The 26148-nt window shown below is 67.7% G+C and carries 23 protein-coding genes; 2 read left to right on the top strand and 21 right to left on the bottom strand.

The features are described from left to right. Genes ACFQPG_RS05110 through ACFQPG_RS05100 form a run of 3 tightly spaced genes read right to left on the bottom strand, consistent with a single transcriptional unit; the run spans position 1 to position 6490 of the window. Positions 1-3351: an error-prone DNA polymerase gene (locus ACFQPG_RS05110; protein WP_380810704.1), complete on the bottom strand. Its 3351-nt coding sequence runs from the start codon at positions 3349-3351 to the stop codon at positions 1-3. A gap of 6 nt (positions 3352-3357) precedes the next feature. Further along, positions 3358-5823 (bottom strand): DUF6504 family protein, encoded by a 2466-nt coding sequence (locus ACFQPG_RS05105; protein ID WP_380810702.1) that lies wholly within the window; start codon positions 5821-5823, stop codon positions 3358-3360. Beyond that, positions 5738-6490 (bottom strand): ImuA family protein, encoded by a 753-nt coding sequence (locus ACFQPG_RS05100; protein WP_380810700.1) that lies wholly within the window; start codon positions 6488-6490, stop codon positions 5738-5740. The genes ACFQPG_RS05105 and ACFQPG_RS05100 overlap by 86 nt, the downstream gene beginning before the upstream one ends. A gap of 127 nt (positions 6491-6617) precedes the next feature. Between ACFQPG_RS05100 and ACFQPG_RS05095 the strand changes: the two genes are divergently transcribed. Further along, positions 6618-7370 (top strand): inositol monophosphatase family protein, encoded by a 753-nt coding sequence (locus ACFQPG_RS05095; RefSeq protein ID WP_380810698.1) that lies wholly within the window; start codon positions 6618-6620, stop codon positions 7368-7370. Here ACFQPG_RS05095 and hisIE read toward each other — a convergent pair. From hisIE to cyoA, 15 genes are all read right to left on the bottom strand, one after another. Continuing rightward, on the bottom strand, positions 7340-7966 hold the full coding sequence (gene hisIE / locus ACFQPG_RS05090; RefSeq protein ID WP_380810696.1) for a bifunctional phosphoribosyl-AMP cyclohydrolase/phosphoribosyl-ATP diphosphatase HisIE: 627 nt from the start codon (positions 7964-7966) through the stop codon (positions 7340-7342). The two genes, ACFQPG_RS05095 and hisIE, sit on opposite strands and share 31 nt — an antisense overlap. Continuing rightward, positions 7963-8730: an imidazole glycerol phosphate synthase subunit HisF gene (gene hisF, locus ACFQPG_RS05085; protein ID WP_380810695.1), complete on the bottom strand. Its 768-nt coding sequence runs from the start codon at positions 8728-8730 to the stop codon at positions 7963-7965. The genes hisIE and hisF overlap by 4 nt, the downstream gene beginning before the upstream one ends. Next, positions 8717-9445 (bottom strand): HisA/HisF-related TIM barrel protein, encoded by a 729-nt coding sequence (locus ACFQPG_RS05080; protein WP_380810693.1) that lies wholly within the window; start codon positions 9443-9445, stop codon positions 8717-8719. Before ACFQPG_RS05080 ends, hisF begins: the two co-directional genes overlap by 14 nt. Beyond that, positions 9442-10029, bottom strand: coding sequence for an imidazole glycerol phosphate synthase subunit HisH (gene hisH / locus ACFQPG_RS05075; protein ID WP_380810691.1), 588 nt, complete (start codon positions 10027-10029; stop codon positions 9442-9444). The genes ACFQPG_RS05080 and hisH overlap by 4 nt, the downstream gene beginning before the upstream one ends. Continuing rightward, positions 10026-11663 carry a histidinol-phosphate transaminase gene (hisC, locus tag ACFQPG_RS05070; RefSeq protein ID WP_380810689.1) on the bottom strand — a complete coding sequence of 546 codons (1638 nt, stop codon included), beginning with the start codon at positions 11661-11663 and terminating at the stop codon, positions 10026-10028. The genes hisH and hisC overlap by 4 nt, the downstream gene beginning before the upstream one ends. Then, entirely contained in the window at positions 11660-12934 is a 1275-nt protein-coding gene (hisD, locus tag ACFQPG_RS05065) for a histidinol dehydrogenase (RefSeq protein ID WP_380810687.1), read from the bottom strand. Before hisD ends, hisC begins: the two co-directional genes overlap by 4 nt. Further along, positions 12931-13824, bottom strand: a complete 894-nt coding sequence (gene hisG / locus ACFQPG_RS05060; protein WP_380810685.1) for an ATP phosphoribosyltransferase — start codon at positions 13822-13824, stop codon at positions 12931-12933. Before hisG ends, hisD begins: the two co-directional genes overlap by 4 nt. Continuing rightward, positions 13821-14138, bottom strand: coding sequence for a YerC/YecD family TrpR-related protein (locus tag ACFQPG_RS05055; protein WP_380810683.1), 318 nt, complete (start codon positions 14136-14138; stop codon positions 13821-13823). Before ACFQPG_RS05055 ends, hisG begins: the two co-directional genes overlap by 4 nt. Before the next feature lie 111 nt (positions 14139-14249). Continuing rightward, a complete protein-coding gene (locus ACFQPG_RS05050) occupies positions 14250-14786 on the bottom strand; it encodes a response regulator transcription factor (RefSeq protein WP_380810681.1) in 537 nt (178 codons plus the stop codon). Further along, a complete protein-coding gene (locus ACFQPG_RS05045; RefSeq protein WP_380810679.1) occupies positions 14752-16110 on the bottom strand; it encodes an ATP-binding protein in 1359 nt (452 codons plus the stop codon). The genes ACFQPG_RS05050 and ACFQPG_RS05045 overlap by 35 nt, the downstream gene beginning before the upstream one ends. After that, a complete protein-coding gene (locus ACFQPG_RS05040; protein WP_380810677.1) occupies positions 16110-16826 on the bottom strand; it encodes an SURF1 family protein in 717 nt (238 codons plus the stop codon). The genes ACFQPG_RS05045 and ACFQPG_RS05040 overlap by 1 nt, the downstream gene beginning before the upstream one ends. Beyond that, a complete protein-coding gene (gene cyoD, locus ACFQPG_RS05035) occupies positions 16823-17215 on the bottom strand; it encodes a cytochrome o ubiquinol oxidase subunit IV (RefSeq protein ID WP_380810676.1) in 393 nt (130 codons plus the stop codon). The genes ACFQPG_RS05040 and cyoD overlap by 4 nt, the downstream gene beginning before the upstream one ends. After that, positions 17212-17754 carry a cytochrome o ubiquinol oxidase subunit III gene (gene cyoC / locus ACFQPG_RS05030; protein WP_380811713.1) on the bottom strand — a complete coding sequence of 181 codons (543 nt, stop codon included), beginning with the start codon at positions 17752-17754 and terminating at the stop codon, positions 17212-17214. The genes cyoD and cyoC overlap by 4 nt, the downstream gene beginning before the upstream one ends. Before the next feature lie 105 nt (positions 17755-17859). Continuing rightward, the gene (gene cyoB / locus ACFQPG_RS05025) at positions 17860-19860 is read right to left on the bottom strand and encodes a cytochrome o ubiquinol oxidase subunit I (RefSeq protein WP_380810675.1); all 2001 of its coding nucleotides are present in this window, start codon (positions 19858-19860) and stop codon (positions 17860-17862) included. Positions 19861-19879: 19 nt separating this feature from the next. After that, complete coding sequence (cyoA, locus tag ACFQPG_RS05020) at positions 19880-21004, bottom strand: ubiquinol oxidase subunit II (protein ID WP_380810673.1); 1125 nt, start codon at positions 21002-21004, stop codon at positions 19880-19882. 212 nt (positions 21005-21216) lie between these two features. Between cyoA and ACFQPG_RS05015 the strand changes: the two genes are divergently transcribed. Next, positions 21217-22548, top strand: a complete 1332-nt coding sequence (locus ACFQPG_RS05015) for an MFS transporter (RefSeq protein ID WP_380810671.1) — start codon at positions 21217-21219, stop codon at positions 22546-22548. Between the two features lie 15 nt (positions 22549-22563). Here the strand turns inward: ACFQPG_RS05015 and ACFQPG_RS05010 are convergent, their stop codons facing one another. From ACFQPG_RS05010 to ACFQPG_RS05000, 3 genes are all read right to left on the bottom strand, one after another. After that, positions 22564-24057, bottom strand: a complete 1494-nt coding sequence (locus tag ACFQPG_RS05010; protein WP_380810669.1) for an ABC transporter permease — start codon at positions 24055-24057, stop codon at positions 22564-22566. Next, complete coding sequence (locus ACFQPG_RS05005; RefSeq protein ID WP_380810667.1) at positions 24054-24971, bottom strand: ABC transporter ATP-binding protein; 918 nt, start codon at positions 24969-24971, stop codon at positions 24054-24056. Before ACFQPG_RS05005 ends, ACFQPG_RS05010 begins: the two co-directional genes overlap by 4 nt. 67 nt (positions 24972-25038) lie before the next feature. After that, positions 25039-26100 (bottom strand): glycoside hydrolase family 43 protein, encoded by a 1062-nt coding sequence (locus ACFQPG_RS05000; RefSeq protein ID WP_380810665.1) that lies wholly within the window; start codon positions 26098-26100, stop codon positions 25039-25041. Positions 26101-26148 lie beyond the last annotated feature (48 nt).

Raw genomic sequence — 26148 nt, 5'->3', positions numbered from 1 at the left:
TCAATGGAAGTCATGGCTGCGGATCGGGATCACTTCCTCCGGGTCGCAGCCGGTGCGGAAGGGCGGGTGGTAAAGGCTGCGCACCTTGGGCTGCCAGTGCGGGTCGCGGCTGTCGGGTGTGCCTCCGCTGGACGCCCCATCACCGCGACTGGTCAGGCGCGGCAGGTCGATGTCGCCTACCTGGCGCAGCAGGCCGGTCTGATCTTCGATCCGGTCGGCGATGACGTGGATCACCTCCCCTTCGCGCTGCACCGTGCCCTTCACGCTGATCATCGCCGAGGACATGACCACCGTACGCTGCGCCTCGAAGCGGTCGGGCCACAGGATGATGTTTGCGACGCCCGTTTCGTCCTCGATGGTGATGAACAGCACGCCCTTGGCGCTGCCGGGCTTTTGCCGGACGAGGATGATACCGGCGACCTCGACCTTGCGGCCGTCCCTGGTCGCCTTGAGGTCGCCGCAGCGGATGATTCCGCGGCGGGTGAGCTCCCCGCGCAGGAAGAACAGCGGATGCTCGCGCAGGGTGAGTTGGGTCGCGCGGTAATCCTCGACCACTTCGCGTCCGGCAGTGAGCGGAACGAGGCTGACCGGTTCCTCGCGGCGCTCGGCGGCTTCCAGCAGCGGCAAAGGAGTCTCGCCAAGACCTCGGATCGCCCACAGCGCCTGTCGCCGGTTCAGCCCCATCGCCTGGAAGGCGTCCGCCTTGGCCAGCTTCTCCAGCGTGGCCAGAGGCACGCCGGAGCGGCGCCACAGATCCTCCACCGACGTGAACGGACGCTGGTCGCGCGCGGCGAGGATGCGGGCGGCATGCACTTCGGGCAGGCCGTGGACGATCTTCATGCCAAGGCGGAGAGGGAGAAGCTGGGGGTGGGCCTGTCCAAGCTTTTCCACCTCGGATCCACCCCCCAACCCCCTCCCGCAAGCGGGAGGGGGAGACACCAACCGCGTGTCCCACCCGCTGTCGTTGACGCACACCGGCCGGATCTCCACCTCATGCTCCTTCGCATCGCGGACGATCTGGGCCGGGGCGTAGAAGCCCATCGGCTGGGCGTTCAGCAGCGCCGCGCAGAAGACATCGGGATGGTGGCACTTCATCCACGACGAGGCGTAGGCAATCTTGGCGAAGCTCGCCGCATGGCTTTCGGGAAAGCCGTAGGAGCCGAACCCCTCAATCTGCTTGACCAGCCGCTCGGCGAACTCGGGATTGATGCCGTTCCTCGCCATGCCGGACATCAGCTCTTCTTTGAACTGGCCGACGCCTTGGGTGTATTTGAACGTCGCCATTGCCTTGCGAAGCTCGTCCGCGCGTGCCGGGGAGAAGCCCGCTCCCTCGATCGCGACCTTCATTGCCTGTTCCTGGAACAGCGGCACGCCGAGTGTCTTCTCCAGCACCGCCTTCAGTTTGGCGCTGGGATATTCGAACTCGATGTCCGGGTTCTTCCGCTTCTGTTCGCGGCGTTTGAGGTAGGGGTGGACCATGTCGCCCTGGATCGGGCCGGGGCGGACGATCGCGACCTGGATAGCGATGTCGTAGAAGGTCTCAGGCTTCATCCGCGGCAGCATCGCCATCTGCGCGCGGGACTCGATCTGGAACGTGCCGAGCGTGTCGGCCTTCTGGATCATGGCAAAGGTGGCCGGATCGTCGGTCTGCAGCTCGAGACAGTCCAGCGTCAGCCTCAGCCCTTTGTGCTGCGCCAGCAGGTCGAACGCCCTTCGCATGCAGCCAAGCATGCCGAGGCCAAGGATGTCGACTTTCATCATCCCGGCCTCCTCGATGTCCTCTTTTTCCCATTCGACGACCCGGCGGTTGGGCATGGAGGCAGGTTCGATCGGCACCAGGCTGTGCAACGGGTCGCGGGTCAGGACGAAGCCGCCCGGATGCTGCGACAGGTGCCGCGGAGTTCCGATCAGCTCGCGCGCCAGCTCCAGTGTCAGCGCCAGCCGCGGATCGCCGCGGTCGAGGTTGAGCGCGTCCACATGCTTGTCGGCGACGCCTTCTTCCGACCAGCCCCACACCTGCCCGGCCAGCGCTGCCGTCATGTCCTCGGGCAGGCCGAGCGCCTTGCCCACCTCCCGCACCGCACCGCGTGCGCGAAAGCGGCTGATCACGGCTGTCAGCGCGGCATGATCATGCCCGTACGTCTCGTAGATCCACTGGATCACCTCCTCGCGGCGTTCATGTTCGAAATCGATGTCGATATCCGGCGGTTCGGCGCGGCTTTCCGACAGGAAGCGCTCGAACAGCAGTTGGTGCTTGACCGGGTCGATCGAGGTGATCCCGAGCACGAAGCAGATCACCGAATTGGCGGCGCTGCCCCGCCCCTGGCAGAGAATCTGCTGGCTTTGCGCATATTCGACGATTGAATGGACGGTGAGGAAATAGGCCGCATAGTTGAGCTTGCGGACCAGCCGCAGCTCCTTGCTCAGCAGCTTGCGATAGGCGGCAGGCGGACGGACCTCGTAGCGTTTGTTGAGCGCCCGCCAGGCAAGCTTCTCCAGTGCTTTTTGCGGCGACTTGCCGCTCATCACTATCTCTTCAGGGTAGAGATACTGGTCCTTGAGGTGGCGCAGGGAAAAGGTGCAGCGTTCCACGATGGCGTCGACCGCGGCCAGCGCTTCCGGATAAGCCGCGAAGCGTCGCTCCATCTCTGCTGGCGGCTGCAATGAGCGGTCGGCCGAACGCTCCCGCTTCAGGCCCAGCGCATCGATGGTCCGCTTCTCCCGGATAGCGGTGACCACATCCTGCAGCATCCGGCGGTCGGGGCGGTGATAAAGCACGTCATTGGTCGCGAGCGGGCGAAGGCCGAAGCGGTGGGCCGCCTCCACCATATGCTGCAGCCGCATCGCTTCATTGGGGCGGCGATAATGGGTCAGGCAGACATGGCCACTCTTGGCCCCCAAAATGTCCGCCATCCAGCGGAGCTCGCCGTCTTGTATGCCCGACAGGTTCGGAACCAGCGCCCCGACCATGCCCTCGGCATGATCCGCGACATCTTCCCAATGGAGAAAACATTGGCCCTTTTCGCCATGCTGCGACCGGGCCCGGCTCTTGCCGAGCGTCAGCAAGCGGGTCAGCCGCGACCAGGCGGCAAGGTCCTCCGGCCAGACCAGCAGCGAGGCGCCGGTGACCAGATCAAGACGGCAGCCGGCAATCAGGCGGATAGGCGCATGCTGGGCCGACACCTCCTCCGCCTTGACCATCGCTCGTACCAGGCCGGCGACGGAGTTGCGGTCGGTCACGCCAAGCGCCGGCATGCCCATCATCGAGGCCGTGGAGAACAGCTCCTCGGGATCGGACGCCCCGCGCAGGAAGCTGAAGTTGGTTGTGGTCTGAAGTTCGCAATAGGCCATGCCGCGTCAGTCGGCCCGGCCATGAAGGAACCAGCTGAGATCGCCCGTTTCGGTGCGCACGCCGTCGCCGCGGCGGTACAGCCAGAAGCGCTGACCGCTTTCCACTTCGACTCGGAAATAGTCGCGGACGGCCTGCCGCTCGGCGGCGCGGCGCCACCATTCCCCAGCGATCCGTTCGGGACCGTCGGCGCGGACCACGCGGTAGGCGGTGCCGCGCCAGGTGAACCGGCGGGGAGGAAGATCGGGCAGCTCGGCCATCACATGCTGGACCCTCTCGGGCCGGCGCAGCAGCCGAACCGGGCGGGGCCAGCGCGGGTGCCAGGGGTGGTCGGGCGCGCGGCCATCCAGCAAGCGGACGTCGTCAGCCTTGAGCCTTGGGCCGCGCGCGCGTGGCGGTTCGAGCGGCGGAGCGGTGGCGACCGACCGTTCGGGCACCTCGCTTTCCACCGGCTCCATCCGCCACACCCGCTCCGCCCCGATCCGGTTGGCGAGCGCATCGACCAGCGGGGCCAGGTCCGGCTCCTCGCCCTCCGCCAGCGCGGCACCGAAGGCTTCGGCCCCGAGAGGATCGGCGCGCCGGACGTGGAGCGCTATCGCATCGATCCCGTATCCGGGCTCGATCTCCTCGATGCGGCGAAGCACCAGGCGCAGCATGTGAGCGGCATCGCGGGTTGGCCGCGCGAAGCCGAGGCGCAGACGCTGGGGCACCCCGTCCACCCGCGCCGCGATCAACTCGACCGCCCGCGCGCCCTGTCCCTCCTCGGCCAGCGCGCCAGCAAGCCGCGGCATCAGGATGCCGAGCCAATGTTCGATCGCTTCGGCCGTGGCGATCGGCTCGGCGAAGCGCTGCTCCACGACAACGGCGGTGGGCGGCACCACCGGATCCAATGGTTCAGGCGAGCGACCGGTGGCATGATCCAGCCGCTGCACGATCGCCTGCCCGAACCGTCGTACCAAGGGGGCACGCGGCATGGCGAACAGCTGGCCGATCCGGTCGACACCAAGGCGGGCGAGCAGTTCCAGTGCGGCGGGTTGAAGACGCAGCGCGGACACGGGAAAAGCGGCAACTGCATCCCCGTGCCTGCCGGGCTGGACGATCTGGATGGCTCCCGCCCCGAACCGCGCCAGCGCCCAGGCCGCGCCGATGGTGTCGGCAATCGCCACTCGCGCGGCAAAGCCGTGCCGGGCGAGCAGGCGGACGAGACGGCGGGCGAACCGCTGTTCCCCGCCGTGAAGGTGCGCAACCCCGGTCAGGTCGATGAACAGTCCGTCCGCATCGGAGATCGCCACGGTCGGAGCCCAGCGGCGGGCGAGCAGTTCAGCCAGCGCACGGAGGTCGGCAGCGTCGCCGTCCGGATCGGCAGCGCGAACCTCCAACCCCGGCACTTGCGCGCGAGCCATGGTCAGCGCGGTGCCAGGTGTCAGGCCAAGCGCACGGGCTGTCGGATTGACGGCGGCGATCTCCACCCGCGGGCCGACCTTGTGGGTGGTAACCAGCGGCGGCTCGTTCGGCGGCAGGAAGTCGGCCGCGGTGCCCGCCTCATCGTCGCGGCAGACCCGCGCCACCATGCTGCCCAGCGTCCGGCCGGTCTGGAAAAAGCGCCCCTGGCCGTAAGTCGGCGCGGTCGGCTCGCTCTTGCCATGATTGTCGGGATGCGGCCCTTCGCCCGGGAACTGCACTGCGGGCATGGCGGCAAGCTGCGCCAAAGAGGGCGGAGCGATATAGCCCGCCTCGCCGCCATGCCCATCGCGAGCGCTGCGGCGGGGAGAGTGCCGGGCGCGGCGTGCCGCCATGTCCTCGCCGGGAAATTGCACTGGCGGCATCGCGGCGGCGCGCTGGATGGAAAGCGAGCCGTGCGGCGCCTCCTTGCGGTAGCGATCGCGCTTGCTGCCGCTCCGCAGCGCGGCCCCGCGACCAGCCTTGGCCGGCGCATCCTCGCCGGGAAATTGCAGCGGGGGCAGGGCCGCTGCCTGCGAAAGGTTCATTCGAACCTCGTCCGACTGCATCGCTCTGAACGGGTGCTCGACCGCCTCCGTGCGGCGCGACAGCTCGCGCAGCATGGCCGGTGGAGCAACCCTCTCCTCGGGCGGGCGCGACAGTCCTTCTCCGACCCCGCTCAGGACAGGCTTCTTGAACGGATTGTCGGCGGCGACGCTGACCCGGCCAAGCTCGCGCTGCGGCGGGCGGCGGTGCTGCGGCAGCCCCTCGATCGCCGCCTCGACCTCCTCACGTGAGTCGGCAAGGCTACTGCCCGGATCCGGCTGTCTTTGTTGCGCCCAGCGCGCACCGGGGCGCCAGCCGCCCTCCCTGGGCACGGAGCAGTGATTCGCCCGCTCGGCTGCAGCCTCGGCGCCGAGAGCATCGAAAGCGGCCCGGCCGTCAGCTTCAGCCGACGGCGCGGAGCGGCGCTCGGTCCGCCGCAGCCGGTCGATCGACCAGTCCGGCAGGTAGAGCGAGGCGACCCGTCTCATCTGGAGCCTCCACTTGCAGTTCGAAAGGATCGCCGCCGCGCTGGCGGACGCAGGCCAGGCGCCAGCAGGCGCGGCCGAGCCCGTCCCACGGGACCGGCACAGACGGCGCGCTCGCCACCCGCCAGCGGGTCACGGCGGCAGAGGGGATGCCGAGCGGATCGCCGCCTCCCCGCGCCGCGCGCTTCAGCAGCAGGGCGATTGTGCCACCGCCCTCTGCGGCAAGCTGCAGCCGGCGGGTCGAGGCCATGGCGACCCGCTTGGCCTCGCCGATCACCGCCCCTAGGCCACGGTGGCGCAGTCCTTCCTCCATCAGCGCGAGCAACTCGGCATCGTCCCGCGCCTCGGCGTACAGCACCCGCTTGGGGTCCAGCCCGGCCTGATAGAGCCCGGGCGCGAACAGGTCGCGGGAACGGACCGCCCACAGGATCGGCCCTCCGGTCCGCGCGGCAATGGCGGCCATGAACAGCACCGCCGCGGCATCGTCGCCCCAGCCGGCGCCCTCCCCCGCCACCTCGTGCAGCGCATCCAGCCGAACGCCCCCATCGGCAAGCCGCCCGTCCACCGCGTCGAGGGCGAACGGAAGCACCGGCCGCGAGCATTGCCCGTCGCCTTCGATGGCGCGCAACTTGGCACGCAACTCGGCAATGGTAGAGGGTTGAACAGTCACGGCTCGACTCGGAACAGCAGATGTTCGTGTTTTGTTCCTGCTGCCGATGGGAGTCAATGCGGGTTCAGCGAGTCCTTTCATGCGCCAATGACTTGCCCATCCCCTGCCGACCTGCTGATGGCGCACGGTGGACCGCGCCTTCTTCGAACAGCTTTCCGCCGCAGCCCGGGCCGCGATCCGGCAGGAGACCGCCGCCGGCCTGGTCGGTGAGAACAAGGCGGCCAGCGGCTACGATCCCGTCACCGCCGCGGACCGGTCCGCCGAGCGGGCATTACGGAGCCTGATCGAACGGACCTTCGCAGATCACGGCATCTGGGGTGAGGAATATGGCCTCGCCCGCGGCGACTCGCCAATCCGCTGGAGCCTGGATCCGGTCGATGGCACCCGAGCGCTGATTTGCGGGCTGCCGAGCTGGGCGGTGCTGGTCGGACTGCTGGACAAAGGGCGGCATATCGCCGGGATGATCGACCTTCCCGCGATCGAGGAAACCCTGATCGCCGTCGATGGCGAGACCCGCCGCAACGGCGCGCCCGTCCGCACCAGCGGCTGCACCACCTTGGCGGACGCGCGCTTCTCGACCACCGACCCGTTCCTCTTCCCTTGGGAGGAGTTGGAAGCGGTGAACCGGGTCCGGCGGGCCGTCCGGCTGACCCGCTACGGACTTGACGCCATGGCCTACGCCCGGGTCGCGACCGGGGACATCGACCTGGTGATCGAAAGCGGGCTCCACCCGCACGATTATGACGCGCTGGTCGCGGTCGTGCGTGGGGCCGGTGGAGCGATCGGCGACTGGACGGGTGGCACGACGTTCGAAGGCGGACACGTGGTCGCAGCCGCCAGCCGCGAACTCTACGAAGAGGCGGTCGCGCTGCTCGCGTGACGGCGCTTCAGCTCCACCATTACCTCCTCCCACGAGCTGCCCGCCTCGGGCAGCAGCACGCTCAGGTGGTACAGGAGGTCCGCCGTTTCCGACGTGACCTCGTCCGGGGTTCCGCCGACCGCCGCCAGCGCGACCTCCACGCCTTCTTCACCGACCTTCTGCGCGATTCGCTTGACCCCGCCGGAGACCAGCCGGGCGGTATAGCTCTGCCCGGGATCGGCCTTGGCGCGCTCGGCCAGCATTGCCGCGAGGCTGGCCAGGAAGCCGGTCCCGGGCACAGCCTCGTTGCCGAAGCAGCTCTCGCTTCCGGTGTGGCACGTCGGACCCCGCGCACGGGCGAGGACCAGGAGCGCATCGCGGTCGCAGTCGGTGCGGACCTCGACCAGCTCGAGCAGGTTGCCGCTGCTCTCCCCCTTGCGCCACAGGGCGCTGCGCGACCGGCTGAAGAAAGTGACGAAGCCATCGCGGAGCGTGGCCTCTAGGGCACCCCGGTCCATGTAGCCCAGCATCCGCACCTCGCCGCTGGCGGAGTCCTGTACGATCGCGGGAATGAGGCCGTCAGCCTTGGTCCAGTCCAGAGTGGCCGGATCGATCATGGGCGCACCTCGATGCCGCGCCCGGCGAGGTAACGCTTGAGTTCAGGGATCGCGATCCGGCGATCATGGAACACGCTGGCGGCCAGCGCGCCACTCGCACCGGCGGCAAAGGCCTCGGCGAAATGCTTCTCCTCCCCCGCGCCGCCCGAGATGATCACCGGCACCTCCACCGCCGCGATCAGCTCCGCCAACTGATCGAGATCGTAGCCCTGCCGAACGCCATCGCGCTCGACGCAGTTGAGCACGATCTCGCCGGCGCCAAGACTCACCGCTTCTCGTGCCCACGCCACCGTCTCGCGTCCGGAGTCGCGGGCCGCGTCGGGGCTGCCGCTATATTGTTTGACGGTCAGCCGGCCGTCGGGCCCACGGCGGCTGTCGATGCCGAGAACGACGCACTGTCGCCCGAACGCCTCGGCCAGCTCGGCGACCAGCTCCGGCCGTTCGAGCGCCGGGGAGTTGATGCTGATCTTGTCCGCGCCGGCGGCAAGGCAACGCGCGGCGGTTTCGACGTCGCGAATGCCGCCGGCAACAGCGAACGGAATATCGATCAGTGCCGACACCCGCCGCACCCATCCAGTGTCCACGCTGCGCCCGTCGGGGCTGGCGGTAATGTCGTAGAACACCAGTTCGTCGGCGCCTTCGTCGCGGTAGCGGAGCGCATGATCGACGATATCGCCGACATCGCGATGGTCGCGAAAGCGGACGCCCTTGACCACCCGCCCATTGGCCACGTCCAGGCAGGGGATGATCCTAGCCGCGGGCATGGGCGACCCCTTCGGCAACCGTGAACCGGCCTTCCCAGATCGCCTTCCCGACAATCGCCGCCGAAGCTCCGGCCCGCCGCAGGGCATCGAGATCGCCGATCGTCGCCACCCCCCCGGAAGCTTGCAGGTCCACTTGCGGGAAGTCCCTGACAATGCCCTGCATCAGCGGCGTGTTGGGACCGCTCAGCATGCCGTCGCGATCGATGTCGGTGACCAGCAGGTGCCGGACTGCGGGAAAGCGGCGCAACACTTCGGCCAGGGTCTGGCTCGATCCCAGGCTCCACCCGTGCGTCGCCACCATCGCGGAGCCGTTCTCCAGCCGGACATCCAGCGCCAGCGTCAGCCGCTCCGCTCCAAAGCGGTCGAGCATGCGGGCGAACGCCTCCGGATCGGTCAGCGCCAGGCTTCCGATCACCACCCGTTCCACTCCCGCGTCGAGCACCTGCGAAACCTGCACCTCGGTCCGGAACCCGCCGGCAACCTGGAGCGCGAGAGGCGAGCTTTTCGCCAGGCGGGCGAACAGGTCGTGCTGCCGCGGCTCGCCGGCGCGGGCTCCGTCGAGGTCGACGAGGTGCGCGACCTCCGCCCCACCCTCGGCGAAGCCGGCCAGCGCCGCGGCCGGGTCGTCCGAGTAGATGGTCTCGCGCGCGAAATCGCCTTGCGCCAGGCGCACGCAGCGGCCGCCGATCAGATCGATGGCCGGGATGAGCTTCATGCGCTCAGGAACGCCTGGAGGAAGCGCGCGCCGGCCGCCGCCGAGCGCTCCGGGTGGAATTGCGCACCCCACAAGCGTGCGGAGCGGAGGGCGGCGGGAATGCTCGCCTGACCGTAGCTTGCGCGGGCGGCCGTGGCCGGACCGTCGTCGCAGGCGAAGCTGTGCGCGAAGTAGAGATAATCTGATTCGGCAAGCCCGATCTCGCCGTGCACCCACTCCAGCCGGCTCCAGCCCATGTGCGGCACCGGATGGCCCGGCGCCGGCGAGAGGCCGCGAACCCGCCCCTCGACGAGGCCGAGACAAGCCGTGTCGCTCTCCTCCGAATGGTCGAACATCAGCTGCATGCCAAGGCAGATGCCAAGCGTCGGCCCCGTCCGGCGGCGGAGCGGCTCGACCAGCGCTAGCTCCGCCAGGCGCGCCATCGCGAACCCCGCCGAACCGACCCCCGGGATCACCAGCCGCTCCGCCCCCTCGACCTGCTTCGCGTCGGAGGCGAGTGCCGCCTCGGCGCCAAGCCGGGCAAAGCCGAGCCGGATGGAGTCGGTGTTGCCGTAGCCGACATCAAGGATCGCAAGCGAATTCACAGCGTGCCCTTGGTGCTCGGCAGTTCGCCCGCCTTGCCCTCGATCGCCAGCCCGGACCGGAGCGCCCGGCCGAACGCCTTGAAGCAGCCTTCTACCTTGTGGTGGTCGTTGTCGCCCTCGACCCGGACGTGGATCGCGGCCCGCAAGCTGTCAGCCAGGCTGCGGAACACGTGCGGCACCATCTGTGTCGGCAGCCCCCCCACCGCCTCGGTTGCGAACTGGCCGTCGAAGCGGGCGAAGGGGCGTCCCGACAGGTCTATCAGCACCTCGGCGCGGGTCTCGTCCATCGGCAGGGCAAAGCCGAACCGGCCGATCCCGCTCTTGTCGCCAAGCGCCTGACGGAGCCCCTCGCCAAGCGCGATGGCGACATCCTCGATGCTGTGGTGCGGATCGACGCCGAGATCGCCCTGGCAGCTCAGTACCAGGCTGAACCCGCCGTGCGCCGCGACCTGGTCAAGCATGTGGTCGTAGAAGGGAATGCCGGTCCCGATCCGTCGCGGTTCAGCGCTATCAAGGTCGATCGCCAGTGCGATGCGGGTCTCGTTGGTGTCGCGCACCAGATCGGCGCGGCGGGATGGCCGGCCCTGCTTGCCGAGCCCGAACACCGCCAGCAGCGCGCGGTTCTCCGCCTCGGTCCCGACCGTCACCCGAACGCCGCCGGGCGCGGCGTTGGGCCGGAAGCGGACCCGGATCGCTGCGGCCTTCAGGCGACGGGCGAGATCGCCAGGATCAGCGACCTCGAGGAACAGGAAGTTGCCGCCCTGCCGGACGCGCTTGATCTCCGAAACCCCGGCAAGCTCCCGCGCCAGCCACTCCCGGCCGGCGAGGATGCGGGCAGTCCTCTCGGCCTGAATCGCCATGCGCTCGGGACCAAGCACCGTCAGCGCCGCGGCGATCGACGGCCCGGGCAGCGGGTAGGGCGGCGACACCCGCGCAATGGTGGCGATGATCGCCGGATCGGCGACCGCGCACCCAATCCTCGCCCCCGCCAGCCCGTACGCTTTGGACAGCGTCCGCAGCACCACCAGGTTGGGAATCGGGCCGGCTTCCGCGGCAAGGCTGGGCTGGTCCGAGAACTCGCCGTAAGCTTCGTCCGCGACCACCAGCGTGTCCGGCAGCGCGGCGGCGAGGCGGCGCACGTCTGCCGGCTCGACCGGGGTCCCGGTAGGATTGTTCGGCGTGCACAGGAACAGCAATTTGGGCCCGGCCGGCGCGACCGCCGCGAGCACTGCCTCCGGGTCGAACTCGAGGTCGGCGGTCAGCCGCGCCGTGATGACGCGGGCGCCCTGCACCCGCGCGAACTGCGCATAGGCGGAGAAAGTCGGCTCAACGACGGCGATGCTATCCTGCCCGGCGCGGCAAAAGGCGCGGATCAGGAGATCGATCGCATCGTCGCTTCCACGGGCGACCCACAGGCTCTCTGCAGGCACGCCGTACAGCTCGGCCAGCCGCCGCCGAAGCGCGACCGGCTGCGGCTCCGGGTAGCGGTTGATCTCCGGCCGCCCAGGAACCAGCGAACCGAACGGATTTTCGTTGGCGTCGAGCCGGATCGTGCCCTCGAGCGGCGCCCCGGCAATGTCCACCGGGGGCAGAGCGAGGATATCCGGCCTGGCGAGGCGCTCGGCGAGGCTCATGCCGCGGACCTCGCCTCGGCGGCGCGCGCGTGTGCTTCCAGCCCTTCCAGCCGGGCCAGCGCCGCGGCCGGCGCAGCAAGCGCCGCGGCTGTTTCGCGCGTGGCATGTTGGACGGTGATCGCCTTCATGAAGGTGAGCGTCGAGACTCCTCCCGTGAAGCGGGCGGCGCCATCAGTGGGCAGGACATGACTTGACCCCACCAGATAGTCGCCGAACGTCTCGGCCGCGCGGTGGCCGACGAACACGGCGCCGGCATTCGCGACGTCGGCGACCAAGGCATCGGCTTCATCGGTCGCCAGGCTGAGATGTTCGGGAGCGTAGGCGTTGGCGATCGCGACCGCCTGCCGCAGGTCTGCGCACAGGATCGCGCGCGCCGGTGCGAAGCTCCCGCCCATCGCGGCACCCTGCCGGTCGAACTCGCGCTCCACGGCATCGATCAGGCCCGCGTCCGGCGTGACAAGCAGCACCTGCGCGTCGGGGTCATGTTCGGCCTGGCTGAGCAGATCGGCCGCGACAACCGCCGGATCGGCGCTCCAGTCTCCGATCACCATCAGCTCGGACGGCCCCGCCGGCAGGTCGATCCCCGGTCCCTGGGGCATCGCCGCGACCAGCGCCTTTGCGGCCGCCACCCACACATTCCCGGGGCCGCAAATCCGATCGACCGGCGGAATGTCGCCGGCGCCGAACGCCAGCGCCGCGATCGCCTGCGCCCCGCCGACCGTCCAGATTTGCGCGATGCCGCACATCTCGGCCGCCAGCGCCACGGCGGGATCGAGGCCGCCGTCCGCTCTGGGCGGGGTCACGACGGTCAGGGTCTGAACCCCGGCGACACTCGCCGGTATGGCCAGCATCAGCAGGGTCGAGAAGAGCGGCGCCTTGCCGCCCGGCACGTACAGCCCGGCACTGCCAAGCGGCCGCCACTGCTTGGCGACGCTCAGGCCAGGCATCGTCTGCACCGCGACATCCTGCGGAGCGGTCGCGCGGTGGAACGCCTCAATGTTGGCCCGTGCAAGCTCCAACGCAGCCAAGGCCGCTGGCGGCAACAAGCGGCGCGCCTGCTCGGCAAAGGGCTCAACCGCGACGCAGCACGGCGGGTGTCCATCGATCCGGACCGCTTTTTCGACCAGCGCGTCCCAGCCGCGCGTTCGCACGTCGTCGACGATAATTCGGACGGTTTCGAGCAGCGCCTCGTCCTCGCGGCCCCGCGGCCGGGCAAGGATCGCGCGGCGCTCGGCACTGCCCGCGGCCGTCCAATCGAAGCGCTCGATCACAGCATCATCTTTTCGATCGGCATCACCAGGATGGCGGAGGCTCCGGCCGCCTTGAGCCGCTCCAGCGTCTCCCAGAACACCGACTCCTGGCACACCGCCTGGACCGCCACCTGCCCTTCCCGGCCGATCAGCGGGATCACCGTCGGCGCTTCCGCCCCCGGCAAAATCTGGACAATGGCCGGGAGCGCGCTCTCCGGTGCGTTGAGTACGATATATTTGCTCTCAGCGGTGGCGATGACGCCGTCGATGCGGGTCAGCAGCGCCGCTGCCTTTTCAGCGTGGGCGGCATCGAGCGGGCGCGGCGTCCGTATCAGCACGGCTTCGCTGTCGAACACGTCGGCGACCGGCATCAAACCGTTGGCGTCGAGCGTCGCTCCGGTGGAAACCAGGTCGCAGACAAAGCCCGCGATACCCAGCCTGGGCGCCAGTTCCACCGCGCCGCGCATGGTCACCACTTCCGCGGCGATCCGATTGTCGGCCAGGAAGCGGCCGAGCAGCCGTGGGTAGCTGGTCGCGATCCGCTGCCCCTGGAGCATCGCCAGCTCGAAGCGGCCCAGGCTGTCGGGCGCGGCAATCTTGAGCGAACACCGGCCGAAGCCGAGCTTCGCCACCTGTTCGATCCGCAGTTCCGGTCGGCCGAGCGCATATTCGTCGAGCACGTTCTGCCCGACGATCCCCAGCTCGCACACGCCGTCGGCGACAAAGGTGGGGATGTCGTCGTCGCGCACCAGCATCAGGTCGAGCGGGAAGTTCTCAGCCCGGGCGGCAAGCTCGTTCCTGCCGCCCTGCTGGAGCTTGAGGCCGGCATCCTTGAGCAACTGCCTGCTCTGGTCGGCCAGACGCCCCGATTTCTGAATGGCGAGGTGGAGCCGGTCGCGGTCGAAGCTCACTTCGCTCGTTCCTTCATCCGATCGAGCAGCCGGCGGTAGCCGCCATTGCCCTCCTGCCGAAGGAAGCGCGCCACCCGCACCACGGTGGTGGTGCTGACGCCGGTCTTCTCGTGGATCTCACGATAGGTAAGCTCGTTTTCGTCGAGCAGGCGCGCGACCTGCCAACGCTCGGCCAGCGTGTGCACCTCGGCCGGGGTGCACAGGTCGGACAGGAACCGCAGCGCCGCCTCGCGATCGTCCAGGTGGACGAGCGCTTCGGCAAGCTGTGCAGCAAGGTCGGCAGGATCGTTCGACGGGTTGGTGGGAAGCAGCATTCTTGTTTCAACGTGTTAGAACAATGAAACGCGGTAGCGCGGGGGTACGGGCGCCGCAACCCCCCCCTTCTGCTTCTTTCTGGAACCGGCCGAGACCAGTCTGTCCCGCCTTTACCTGAGCGGCCGCTTCTCCAGCTTGCGGGCAAGCGTGCGGCGATGCATCCCCAGTCGCCTCGCTGTTTCCGACACGTTGAAGCCGGTGTCCGCCAGCGTCTGATGGATATGCTCCCATTCCAGCGTCTTGATGCTGGTCGGCTGATTGGTGATCGGGGCGGCCGTGTCGCCATCGGCCTTGCCGAAGGCGGCCTCGATCTCGTCGGTGTTCGCCGGCTTGGGCAGATAATGGGACGCACCCAGCTTGATCGACTCCACCGCCGTCGCGATGCTGGCGTAGCCGGTCAGCACGACGATCCTGATGTCCGGGTGAAAGGCGTGCAGCGCGCGGACGCATTCCAGCCCGGACGCGGTGCCGAGCTTGAGATCGACCACCGCATAGTCCGGCCGCTCGGAGCCAAGCATCTGCTGGACCTGCTCCAGGCTGCCGGCGACATGCACCCGGTAGCCGCGCCGCTCGAAGGAGCGGGACAGGGTGCGTGCGAACGTCTCGTCGTCTTCAACGATCAGGAGACGATTCGCCGGATCCTCCATCACCTTGCTTGTCCTTCAGCCGCTCCGTCGATGCGGCGGGCAGTATCAGCCGGACGACCGCGCCGCCATCCTCGCGGTTCGCCACCTCGAGGCTGCCCCCGAGGCGGCGGGCGACGTTCGCGGCGAGGAATAGGCCAAGCCCACGGCCCGGCCCCTTGTTCGACTGATACAGCCGACCGACCGCCGACAGCTGGTCGTCCGAGAAACCGGGACCGCGGTCGAGCACGGCAATGATCAACTGCTCCCCGCTGACCTCCGCATGCAGCTCGATCCCGCCGGGCGACTCCTCCGCGGCATTCTCCAGCAGGCTCCAGATCGCCTGGCGGAGCGACGGATCGGCCGCGATCCGGGTGTTCGAGATGCCTTCTACCGCGACCTCGATCGGTGTGCCCGGGCGGGCTGCCCGCCATTCGCTCAGCACTTCACCGAGCAGGGTTCGGGCGGGGCCGGACTGCATTGCCTCCCCGCGCGCCTGGCCCGCGGAGTGGAGAATGTTGGCGACGATCTGCGTGCAGCGGCGAAGTTCTGCCTGGGCCTCCGCCAGTTCCTCGCTCAACTGCGGATCGCCGGCTAGCGCCGGGTGTCGCCGCCAGTCGGAGAGCAACACCGACAGAGACGACAGGGGCGTGCCCAATTCATGCGCCGCGCCGCTCGCGAACAAGCCCATGCGGACAATCCCGTCTTCCTCGGCGGCGCGCTGGCCGAGCTCCGCGACATAAGCGTCGCGCGCCCGCAGGTTACGGCTGATCCGGGTGATGAACAGCACCAACAGCACCGCGACCATGGCGAAGCTGATCCACTCGCCGATCAGCGGGAGGTCGACCGGCACGCCGCGAATGCGGTCAGGCAGCACCAATGGACGGTGGTACTGGCTGAGGAACGCAAGACACAGACAACCCGCGGCGACCAGCAGCCAGACCATCGCCGAACTCAACAGGATCGACCCCAGCACCACTTGCAGCAGGAACAGCGCGACGAACGGGTTACCTGCCCCGCCGCTAAGGTAAAGCTGAGCCGTCAGTGCCACCATATCGAGCAGCAGCGCCAGCAGGATCTCGCCGCGCACGACCCAGTAGCGGCGGAGGGTCCAGGCGAAGAACAGGTTCGCCAGCGCCAGCAGCACGATAATGCCCAGCATGGGCGCAATCGGCAGCGCCACGCCAAGCCCGAAATGCACGACCAGGATCGCCACCAACTGGCCCGCCGCGGCGAGCCAGCGCAGTTGCACCAGCTGCCGCATGTTTTCTGCAGCCGCATCCTTGGGCGATCGGCGCGGCAGTCCGCCGGATTGCGGGCGGGTCAAGGCGAGCAAAGGTGCGTCCATCAGCCGCCCGCCTGCCTCGGCTTGAGCAGAAGCACCAGTCCCAGGACCGACAGCGCCGCTAGCCCGAACCAGGTCAAGGCATAGACCAGATGGGTGTTGCGGAACCGGACCACCGTCATGCCGCCGACCGGCAAGCCGCCTGGGTTCGGCGCGGCCTCCGCATCGACGAAGAAGGGAGCGGTCGCAGCCAGCCCGCGCGCCTTGACGATGGCGGCAACGTCGCGCGAGTACCAGCGGTTCTCGGCAGGCCGGTTCGGGCGAAGAAAACGCCCCTTCGGTTCGGTCGGCCGGAGCAGCCCCGTGAGCGTCCGCACCCCTCCGGCCTGCCCCTGGGCCCGGATCGCGGGAGCCATGCGGTCCGGCGGCACAAACCCGCGGTTGACCAGGACAATGCCCTCCGGCGTTTCCAACGGCGTCATCACCCAGAACCCGGGCCCGCGCTCGGTCAGCGCCTGGACGAGGGTCTCGCGATCATGAAGGAACCGCCCGCTGAGCTTGACCCGGCTGTACTCTGCCGCGGCGGCGTCGAACGCCGCCCATTGCCGTCGCGGCGGCACAGCGACCGGGGCCGCCTGAAGGCGGGCGTTCACCCGCGCGATCAGATCGAGCTTCCACGCCCGGCGTTCGACCTGCCAGATGCCAAGCCCGCCGAACAGCAGGGTGCAAAGAAGGCACAGCAGCAGCAGCGCATGGCGCTTGCCCCTGCGGTGGGTCACGGGGTGGTGGCGACCTGCCCCGTCATCATGCCCGGCATCATGTTGGTGTTGAGGTGATACATGATCCACAGCGACCCCGCGATCGTGATCAGCAGGATCACTCCGGTGAAGACATAAGCGATCAACGTCCAGCCGCCCTCGCCCTGCGTGTTCACGTGCAGGAAGCAGACGGTGTGCACCAGGATCTGGATCACCGCGAAGGCGATCACCAGTGCCGCGGTCACGCCCATGCTGGCGATCGGCTTGGCCATCACCAGCCAGAACGGAATCGCCGTCAGCACTGCCGACAGGGCAAACCCGACGAGGTAGCTCCGCTTGGAGCCATGACCGTGGGTGTCGCCATGCGCGTGCAGGGCGGGATCGATGTTGACGTCGGTGGCGGAGCTCATCGCAGCATTCCAAGCAGGTAGACGAAGGTGAAGACGCCGATCCAGATGACGTCCAGGAAGTGCCAGAACATGCTGAGGCACATCAGCCGGCGCTTGTTCTCGAGGATCAATCCCCGCTGCCCGACCTGGACCATCATCACCACGATCCAGATGATCCCGAACGTGACGTGCAGCCCGTGCGTCGCAACCAGGGTGAAGAAGCCGGACAGGAAACCGCTGCGCTGCGGGGTTGCCCCCTCCGCGATCAGCTTGCCGAACTCGTAAAGCTCGATGCCGACGAACGCCGCACCGAGGAGACCGGTGACCAACAGCCACATCTGCGTGGCGCGAACCTTGTTCTCCTCCATCGCCAGCATGCCGAAGCCGTAGGTGATCGACGACACCAGCAGGATGGCCGTGTTGAGCGCCACGAGCTCCAGCTCGAAGATCTCCCGCGGGGACGGCCCGCCGGCATAGCTGGTGCTGAGCACTCCGAAGGTCGCGAACAGCGCCGCGAAGATCAGCGCGTCGCTCATCAGGTAGATCCAGAAGCCGAGCATCGTCGGACTTCCGGAATGGGCGTGGTCATCGTCCTGGTCGACCAGGAAGAAGGTCGGGTTGGCCGCCGCTTCGGCCTGCATCTCGCGTTCGAACCGGTCCATCGCTCAGGCCCCCGCCGCCAGGAGGCGGGTGCGTCCGCCCTCGGTTCGCTCGACCTCATCCACGGGAATGTGGAAGTCGCGGTTGTAGTTGAACGTGTGCGCGATTGCGTAGCCGACCAGTGCCGCGAACGAGGCCGCCGCAAGCCACCACATGTACCAGACCATCGCGAAGCCTAGGGCCATCGCCAGCGCCGACAGGATCACTCCTGAGCCGGTGTTCCGCGGCATGTGGATCGGTTTGTAACCATTCACCGGCCGCTCGGCGCCGCGCTTCTTCATGTCGTACCAGGCGTCCAGATCGTGGACCACGGGGGTAAACGCGAAATTATATGCGGGCGGCGGGGATGAGGTGGACCATTCCAGGGTGCGCCCGTCCCACGGATCGCCGGTGGTGTCCCTCAGCGCCTCGCGGTTCTTGATGCTGACCGCGATCTGGATCACGAACGCCAGGATCCCGACCAGGATGATCAGCGCTCCGATGCCCGCGATAACGAACCAGATTTGCATGGACGGATCGTCGAACTGCCGGACCCGGCGCGTAGTGCCCATAAGGCCGACGATGTAGATCGGGGTCCACGCCACCCAGTAGCCGATCACCCAGCCCCAGAAGCTGACCTTGCCCCAGAACGGGTCGAGCTTGAAGCCGAACGCCTTGGGAAACCAGTAGTACATGCCGGCAAACAGGCCGAACACCACGCCGCCGATGATCACGTTGTGGAAGTGAGCGACCAGGAACAGCGAGTTGTGCAACACGAAATCGGCCGGCGGCACCGCCAGCAGCACGCCGGTCATCCCGCCCACGACGAAGGTGATCATGAACGCCACCACCCACATCATCGGCAGCTCGAACCGGATCGAGCCGCGGTACATGGTAAACAGCCAGTTGAAGATCTTCGCACCCGTAGGGATGGAGATCACCATGGTGGCAATGCCGAAGAAGCTGTTGACGCTGGCGCCCGACCCCATGGTGAAGAAATGGTGCAGCCAGACGAGGTAGCTGAGGATGGTGATGACCACGGTCGCGTAGACCATCGACGAATAGCCGAACAGCCGTTTGCCGGAGAAGGTGGAGGTGATCTCCGAATAGATGCCGAACACCGGCAGGACCAGGACGTACACCTCGGGGTGGCCCCAGATCCACACCAGGTTCCAGTACATCATCGGGTTGCCGCCGAGATCGTTGGTGAAGAAATTGGTCCCGACGTAGCGGTCCAGCATCAGCAGGGCGAAGGCGCCGGTCAGCGCCGGGAAGATGGCAATCGCCAGCACCTGGCTGCACAGCGCGGTCCAGGTGAACACCGGCATCTTCATCATGGTCATGCCCGGGGCGCGCATCTTGATGACCGTGGTCACCATGTTGATCGCGGATAAGGTCGTCCCAACCCCGGCTATCTGCAGCGCCCACAGGTAATAATCGGGCCCGGTGCCCGGACTGTTCTGGAGGTTGGCCACCGGCACGTAGTTCAGCCAGCCGGCGGTTGAGAACTCGCCAACGAACAGGCTGATCATCACCAGCATCGCACCCGCGACCGTCAGCCAGAAGCTCAGCGAATTGAGGAACGGGAACGCCACGTCGCGCGCGCCGATCTGCAGCGGCATGACGAAGTTGATCACGCCGGAGATCAGCGGAATAGCCACGAAGAAGATCATGATCGTCCCGTGGGCGGTGAAGATCTGATCGTAATGGTGGGCGTTGAGATAGCCCTCGCTGCCACCAAAGGCGATCGCCTGTTGAAGACGCATCATCAGCGCATCGGCAAAGCCGCGGAGAAGCATGATGATACCCAGGATCATGTACATGATCCCGATCTTCTTGTGGTCGACGGTGGTGATCCACTCGCGCCACAGCCAGCCCCACAGCCGATACTTGGTAAGCGCGGCGACAATCCCGACCCCACCCAGCATCACTACCGCGAAGGTGACGAGCAGGATCGGCTCATGGACCGGGAACGACTCCCAGGTCAGTCGGCCGAAGACGGTCTTGGCGAGCGATTGGTCGAACACTGAAGCTTGCTCCGAAGAACTAGGCGCTGGCCGTTGCGGGTGCGAGCGGGGACGTTGGCGGGACGATCGAGGTCATGTTCCGGTTCTCGGGAGCGCCGGGCTCGGTCACGCCTTTGGCGCGGTTGGGGTTAGTCGGCTTGGTGACGTTCGGCCCCGAGCCCTTTTCCTCGGGCGACTTGAAGATCGCGCCTTCCGGCTTATCGCCGTGAAGCGGTGCCGAGCCGCGCCCCGGGGGCATGCCCGCACCCGGGCGGACATCATGCGGGCTGCCGCCGCCGTGGCCCATGTCGCGGCGCATGACATCGCTCATGCACGGCTTGCCCGGCTCGACGCAGCGCTCGACGATGCGACGGAACAGGTCCGAGGGCACGGCGGCAAAGCGCATCGGCGGCACCTTCTCGCTCGGCTTCACCAGCTGCGAATAGGCTGCGAGATCGAGGGCACGGCCGGAACCCTTGGCCGAAGCGACCCACTGGTCGAAGCGCCCCTGCGGGACTCCGTGGATCTTGAACCGCATGTCGCTGAACCCGGCGCCACTATAGTTCGCGGAGAAACCCTCGTCGCTCACCGGCCGGTCGAGCACCGCATGAAGCGTGCTCTGCATTCCCGGCATGGTGTAGATCATCCCCGCCATCGTCGGCGCGTAGAAGGTGTTCATCATGTTGGTGGAGGTGAGGTCGAACCGCACCTGGCGGCCCACCGGAAGCACCAGTTCGTTGACCGTCGCGATGCCCTGTTCCGGGTAGATGAACAGCCACTTCCAGTCGAGCGACACCACCTGGACCTGCAACGGCTTCTCCCGGGGAGCATCCGCGTCCTGCGCGGCGGCGGCGCGGTCGAGCGGCCGGAACGGGTCCAGCAGGTGAGTACTCGACCAGGTCAGCGCGCCCAGCATGATGATGATCAGCAGCGGCGCCGACCAGATCACCAGCTCCAGGCTTGTGGAGTGGTCGAACTCGGGATCGTAGGTTCCGCCCTTGCCCTTGCGATAGCGCCACGCGAACAGGACGATCAGGATGAGCACCGGCACGATGATCAGCAGCATGAGCCCGGTCGAGATGTAGATGATGTCGCGCTGCTGCCGCGCAACATCGCCGGCCGGGTTGAGGACTCCCCGGTCGCAAGCGGCGACCAGTGCGGCCATGGACACAAAAGCCAAGGCTTTCACGCGTCGTGCACAAGGAGTGAATCGCTGCAGCATGCCGCTCCCCTAGCCGGGGGCGACAATCCCCGACATTGGACATTTTGTCCAATCCCATTCTGCCCGCCGATGAGGCAAGGACGCCAATCACATGGCCCTTGCGCGTGCCCGACGCGCGAGGGACAATGATCGCGTCCCTTGGAGACACTCGCCAGATGACAGCTCCTGCTTCCGCGTCCAGCTCCACGCCGCTTGAACGTGACGCGGCCCTGGTCAACGCGCGCCACGGCACCATCCGGCCTGGCGAGATCGCGGTTGGGGTCATCATCGGCCGCACGAGCGAATTCTTCGACTTCTTCGTCTATGCGATCGCGTCGGTGCTGGTTTTCCCCCAGCTGGTGTTCCCGTTCGTCGATCCGCTGACCGGAACGCTCTATTCCTTCGCGCTCTTCTCCCTGGCGTTCATCGGGCGCCCGATCGGAACCTTGATCTTCACCTGGGTCGACCAGCACCATGGCCGCGGCGTCAAGCTGACCATCGCCCTGTTCCTGCTTGGCGGGTCGACCATGGCGATCGCGCTGCTGCCCGGTTACGCACAGGTCGGCGCGGCCAGTGCGTGGATCCTCGGCTTCTTCCGCCTCTGCCAGGGGATCGCCCTCGGCGGAGCCTGGGACGGCCTTCCCTCGCTGCTGGCACTGAATTCACCGCCCGAGAAGCGCGGCTGGTACGCCATGGTGCCGCAGCTCGGCGCCCCGCTCGGACTGCTGGTGGCGAGCGCCTTGTTCGCTTACTTTCTCGCCCTGCTCACCGCGGACGACTTCATTGCCTGGGGCTGGCGCTATCCCTTCTTCGTGGCGCTGGCGATCAACGTGGTCGCCTTGTTCGCGCGCCTGCGGATCGTCGCCACGCCGGAGTTCCAGCGCCTGTTCGAAACTCGCGAGCTGCAACCCTCACCGCCGTTCGAGACCTTGTTCAGCGAATGGCGGACAATCCTGCTCGGCGCCTTCGCCCCGCTCGCGAGCTTTGCCCTGTTCCACCTGGTCGCCGTTTTTCCCTTGTCGTGGGTCCAGCTCTATACCGACGAAGCCGTGGTCCGCTTCCTGGTCATCGAAGCCTTCGGCGCGGCAGTGTGCGTGCTCGCGATCATGGCGTCCGGCTTCATCGCCGACCGGGTCGGCCGGCGCGCGGTGCTGGGCGTTTCGGCGGTGCTGATCGGAGCCTACAGCGGCTTCGCCCCACAGCTGCTCGGTGCCGGTCCTGTTGGGGAGGCGGTGTACATGATCGTCGGCTTCATCCTGCTCGGCCTGGCATTCGGCCAGTCGTCGGGGGTCGTGAACGGCAGCTTCTCCGCCACCTACCGCTACACCGGAGCGGCGATCGTCTCGAACTCGGCCTGGTTCATCGGCGCCGGCTTCGCTCCGCTCGTCGCACTGTTCCTGGCCAGCCGGTTCGGGCTGTGGTCGGTCGGACTCTACCTGCTGTCTGGCGTGGTCTGCACCCTGGTAGCGCTCGGGATCAACAAGGAGTGGGCCGCCCGGCACGAGTGAGCCGCGGCCGACCCGTCACGACTGCGGCGCCCGCCGCATCCTCGCCACCACTTCACCAAGGCTCGGCCGCTGCCCTTGGGCCAGCAGGCTCGCCCGGAACAGCCGGCCAAGCAGGATCAGCTCGAGCGCGACGAAGGCCGCGAGCAACAGCCCCGCCCCGATCACTTCCCATGCCGGAATGCCGGTACCGAGCCGCGCGAGAACCGCAAACGGGGTCCAGATTGGCACCCAGGTGAGGACAGTGATCCCGACTCCTCCCCCGCCTTCCAGCACGCTCTGGATCAGCAGGGTGATCGGAAGCAGGATGACGAGGATGATCGGCATCAGATAGCCCTGCGCGTCGTTCATCGACTCGCTGACCGCGCCGACCGCCAGGAAGAAGACGGCGATGGCTACATAGCCAACGATGAAGAAGTAGATCATCGCCGCCACCGTGCCGAAGGAGGTCAGCGGATCGAGCGCCGGCCGGATCAGGTCGGCGATCGCGCCCTGGGTGGCGTAAGCGGCGACGGCTCCGCACCCGACCCACACCGCGATCATCGTCAGTCCGACGGCGACGATCCCGAGCAACTTGCCATACATCAGCTCCTCCGGGCTGACGCAGGCGAGCACCGTTTCGAGCAACTTGTTCGACCGCTCCTCGACCGTCCCCTGGAGCATCCAGCTGCCGGACAGCATCAGGCTCATCATCAGCAGATAGGCCGCGGCCAGCGGCAGGATCGACCGCACCAGCATCGCCTCGCGCACCCCTCCTCCCGGTGGGGGCTGGGAGATGGCCAGCGCCGGAGTGAGCGCCGCCGCGGTTTCCGCCTCGCCGCGGGCCAGGCCGCGCTCCGCCAGATATTGCGCACGCAGGTCGCGGGTGAGGACGTCCTGCACCGTGGCGATGAACCGCGGGCTCGGGGCGCGGTTGCTCCACAGCCGCACCAGCGGGCTGCGGCCGAACTCCGCTGGGATCAGCACCACATAGTCGACCGGCTTGGCAGCCTCGTCAGTAGGCCGCAGTACCGCTTGCAGCCGCTGGTCGAGTTGCCCGTCCGGCAGCGCCGCCACGTCCGTCGGCACGCGGACAAGCTGGTATTCGGGCTTGGCGGGATCGAACTGAGGAGTACCCTTTTCCAGTCTCGGCCGAAGCGTCGCGATCGCAGCCTGGGCGCCACCCTCCGCAGCGAATTGCCGCACCTCCGCGTCAGTGAACCAGCGGTCGTGGCTTGCCCACAGCGCTTGCGGAGCCGCTCGCTCCAGCTTGTGGCGTTGCACATAGCGGGACAGGTCGTTCAGAACGGCGCGCTGGTGGTCGAGCGACAAGCGCTCGGCCATCGCTTCGGCGACCCCGCTTCCGCTTCGGTCGATGATCATCAGCCGGTCGGGCTCGTCCTTTTCCATGAACCTCTGCGCCAATGGCGCGATGGCGAAGGCGAGCGGCAGGATCAGCAGGGTCAGCCAGAAGCTGCGCATCCCGGCGATCTGGCGAAATTCGCGGGCGGCGACGATCAGGATGTTCTTCATGCGCGCGCCTCCGCTGGGCCGACGAGGTGGAGGAAGACGTCGTGCAGGCTCGGGCGCTGTTCATCGAAGCGCCGAAGCGCGATCCCGTCGGTGGAGCAGCGCTCGAGCACGTCGCCGGCGGCGACGCCGGGCCGCAGGCGCACGATCCACTCGCGCCAGCCGTCGCCATGCTCGGTCCCGGCTTCCGCAGCCTCGACGCCCGCCACGCCATCCAGGGACTGCCGCGCAACGACCGACAAGCGCGAGGGCAGTTGGCCTCGCGCCTCGTCCAGGGTGCCCTCGAACTTCTTGCGCCCCTTGGCGAGTAGCAGCAGGCGGTCGCACAGCCGTTCGGCATGCTGCATCACATGGGTGGAGAACACGACCGTGGCGCCACTCGCGGACGCGCGCTTGATCTCATCCTCCAGCAGCCCCTGATTGACTGGGTCGAGCCCGGAAAACGGCTCGTCCAGGATCAGCAACCGCGGCCGGTTCACCACCGCGGTGGCCAGCTGGACCTTCTGCGCCATGCCCTTGGAAAGCTTGTCGACGGTCGACCTGGCGTTGGCGGCGAGCCCGAAGCGGTCGAGCAGCGCCAGCCCTTCCCTGCGCGCGTCGCCCGGGGTCATGCCTTTCAGCCGGCCGAAATAGACGATCGTGTCGAGCGCCGACATTCGGCGGTAAAGGCCGCGCTCCTCCGGCAGGAAGCCGATCGCGGCCGCATTGTCGCGTCCCGGCGGGCGACCCAGCACCTCGATCCGGCCCTCGGTCGGCCGAATGATGTCGAGCACCATGCGCAGCGAAGTGGTCTTGCCCGCGCCATTGCCGCCGAGGAAGCCGAACACTTCGCCCTCGGGCACCTCGAAGTCGAGTTGATCAACCGCCGTGACCGCATCGAAGCGCTTGGTCACCCGATCGAGTTTCAGTGCCGTCACTTGGAGCCCCCGCCGTTCGGCCCCGTTGTCGATGGCAACGGCGCGAAGCGCAAGGACCAGTCGGTGGCTAGCGCCCCGTCCGTCGAATGGCCGGACCCGCCTGCAGACCGGACGACGGCTGCTTGCCCGCGACCTCCCGCCAGCCTTCGCGCCAGACCAGCCGGTCCATCAGCATCACCCGCCGCGTGTTCACGTCGTCGATCGCCTTGCCCCGCGGGCGCTGGCGATCGACGCCGTGATAGACGATCCAATGCTCGCCGCGGTCATTCTCGACCACCGCATTGTGGCCGGGTGCGACCCACCGGCCGCCTGCTTCGACAACCAGATACAAGGGGCGTGGCCGAAGCTCGAACGGGCCAGTCGCACTTCGCGAGCGAGCGACCATCACCGCGTAATGCGCCTTGGGTCCGCAGCAATTGTCGCCGGAATAGAACAGGTAGTAATAGCCGTCGCGCCGGGCCACCCACGCCCCTTCGACCAGTCGCTGATACTCGCCTGGGTCCTCGCTCTTGATCGCCGGAACCAGGTCGACCGGCTTGCTCCCGCGCTTGAACGACATGCGGTCGTCCGCCAGCTCCTGCACCTTGATGGGCCCGAAGCCCGATCCCCAGTAAAGCAGTTTTCGCCCGGTCGCGGGATCGTCGTAGGCGAACGGGTCGATGTTCACGAACCCTTCGCCGCACTGCAGCGGGCGGCCGCTGTCCAGGAACGGCCCGACTGGCGAAGCGGAGGTCGCAACCGCCAGGCACAGCCCGCGCGATTGGTCGGACAATGCCGCATCCGGCTTGGCGGAATAGTAGAGGTAATAGCTGCCGCCCGCGCTGTGGACGTCGGGCGCCCAGAAGTCCTGGGTCCTGCTCGCCCACGACGGCTTGGTCGGAAGCGCATCGCCCAGCATCTGCCAGGTCACGAGATCGGCCGAGCGCGCCACCTGGATGTTGCGCATCGGCTCCCCGCCCTGGGTCGCATAAACGTAGAAGTGCCCGTCCGCCGCTCGCATGACGGCAGGGTCGGGGAAGTCACTGTCGATCACCGGGTTGCTGTAGCTGGTGGCGGGCGCCGGCTGCCGCAGCGGCGTTGCACAGGCTGACAGAGCGGCGAGCGCTGATACGAGCAGGAACCTTCGCATGCCGCCTGCGTAGCCCCGCCGCCCCGATGCGCAAACGACCTTTAAACC

The sequence above is a fragment of the Sphingomonas sp. GCM10030256 genome (assembly GCF_042666415.1).
Classification (GTDB): domain Bacteria; phylum Pseudomonadota; class Alphaproteobacteria; order Sphingomonadales; family Sphingomonadaceae; genus Sphingomicrobium.
The sequence above is the reverse complement of the archived record's forward strand: the minus strand, read 5'-3'. Positions and strand labels throughout refer to the sequence as shown.

Excerpts from the sequence above, each read along its gene's own strand:
- ACFQPG_RS05110 (WP_380810704.1), bottom strand. The coding sequence starts at position 3,351 with ATGGCCTATTGCGAACTTCAGACCACAACCAACTTCAGCTTCCTGCGC.
- ACFQPG_RS05105 (WP_380810702.1), bottom strand. The coding sequence starts at position 5,823 with ATGAGACGGGTCGCCTCGCTCTACCTGCCGGACTGGTCGATCGACCGG.
- hisIE (WP_380810696.1), bottom strand. The coding sequence starts at position 7,966 with ATGATCGATCCGGCCACTCTGGACTGGACCAAGGCTGACGGCCTCATT.
- hisF (WP_380810695.1), bottom strand. The coding sequence starts at position 8,730 with ATGCCCGCGGCTAGGATCATCCCCTGCCTGGACGTGGCCAATGGGCGG.
- ACFQPG_RS05080 (WP_380810693.1), bottom strand. The coding sequence starts at position 9,445 with ATGAAGCTCATCCCGGCCATCGATCTGATCGGCGGCCGCTGCGTGCGC.
- hisC (WP_380810689.1), bottom strand. The coding sequence starts at position 11,663 with ATGAGCCTCGCCGAGCGCCTCGCCAGGCCGGATATCCTCGCTCTGCCC.
- ACFQPG_RS05055 (WP_380810683.1), bottom strand. The coding sequence starts at position 14,138 with ATGCTGCTTCCCACCAACCCGTCGAACGATCCTGCCGACCTTGCTGCA.
- ACFQPG_RS05050 (WP_380810681.1), bottom strand. The coding sequence starts at position 14,786 with ATGGAGGATCCGGCGAATCGTCTCCTGATCGTTGAAGACGACGAGACG.
- ACFQPG_RS05045 (WP_380810679.1), bottom strand. The coding sequence starts at position 16,110 with ATGGACGCACCTTTGCTCGCCTTGACCCGCCCGCAATCCGGCGGACTG.
- cyoD (WP_380810676.1), bottom strand. The coding sequence starts at position 17,215 with ATGAGCTCCGCCACCGACGTCAACATCGATCCCGCCCTGCACGCGCAT.
- cyoC (WP_380811713.1), bottom strand. The coding sequence starts at position 17,754 with ATGCTCGGCTTCTGGATCTACCTGATGAGCGACGCGCTGATCTTCGCG.
- cyoA (WP_380810673.1), bottom strand. The coding sequence starts at position 21,004 with ATGGCCGCACTGGTCGCCGCTTGCGACCGGGGAGTCCTCAACCCGGCC.
- ACFQPG_RS05015 (WP_380810671.1), top strand. The coding sequence starts at position 21,217 with ATGACAGCTCCTGCTTCCGCGTCCAGCTCCACGCCGCTTGAACGTGAC.
- ACFQPG_RS05010 (WP_380810669.1), bottom strand. The coding sequence starts at position 24,057 with ATGAAGAACATCCTGATCGTCGCCGCCCGCGAATTTCGCCAGATCGCC.
- ACFQPG_RS05000 (WP_380810665.1), bottom strand. The coding sequence starts at position 26,100 with ATGCGAAGGTTCCTGCTCGTATCAGCGCTCGCCGCTCTGTCAGCCTGT.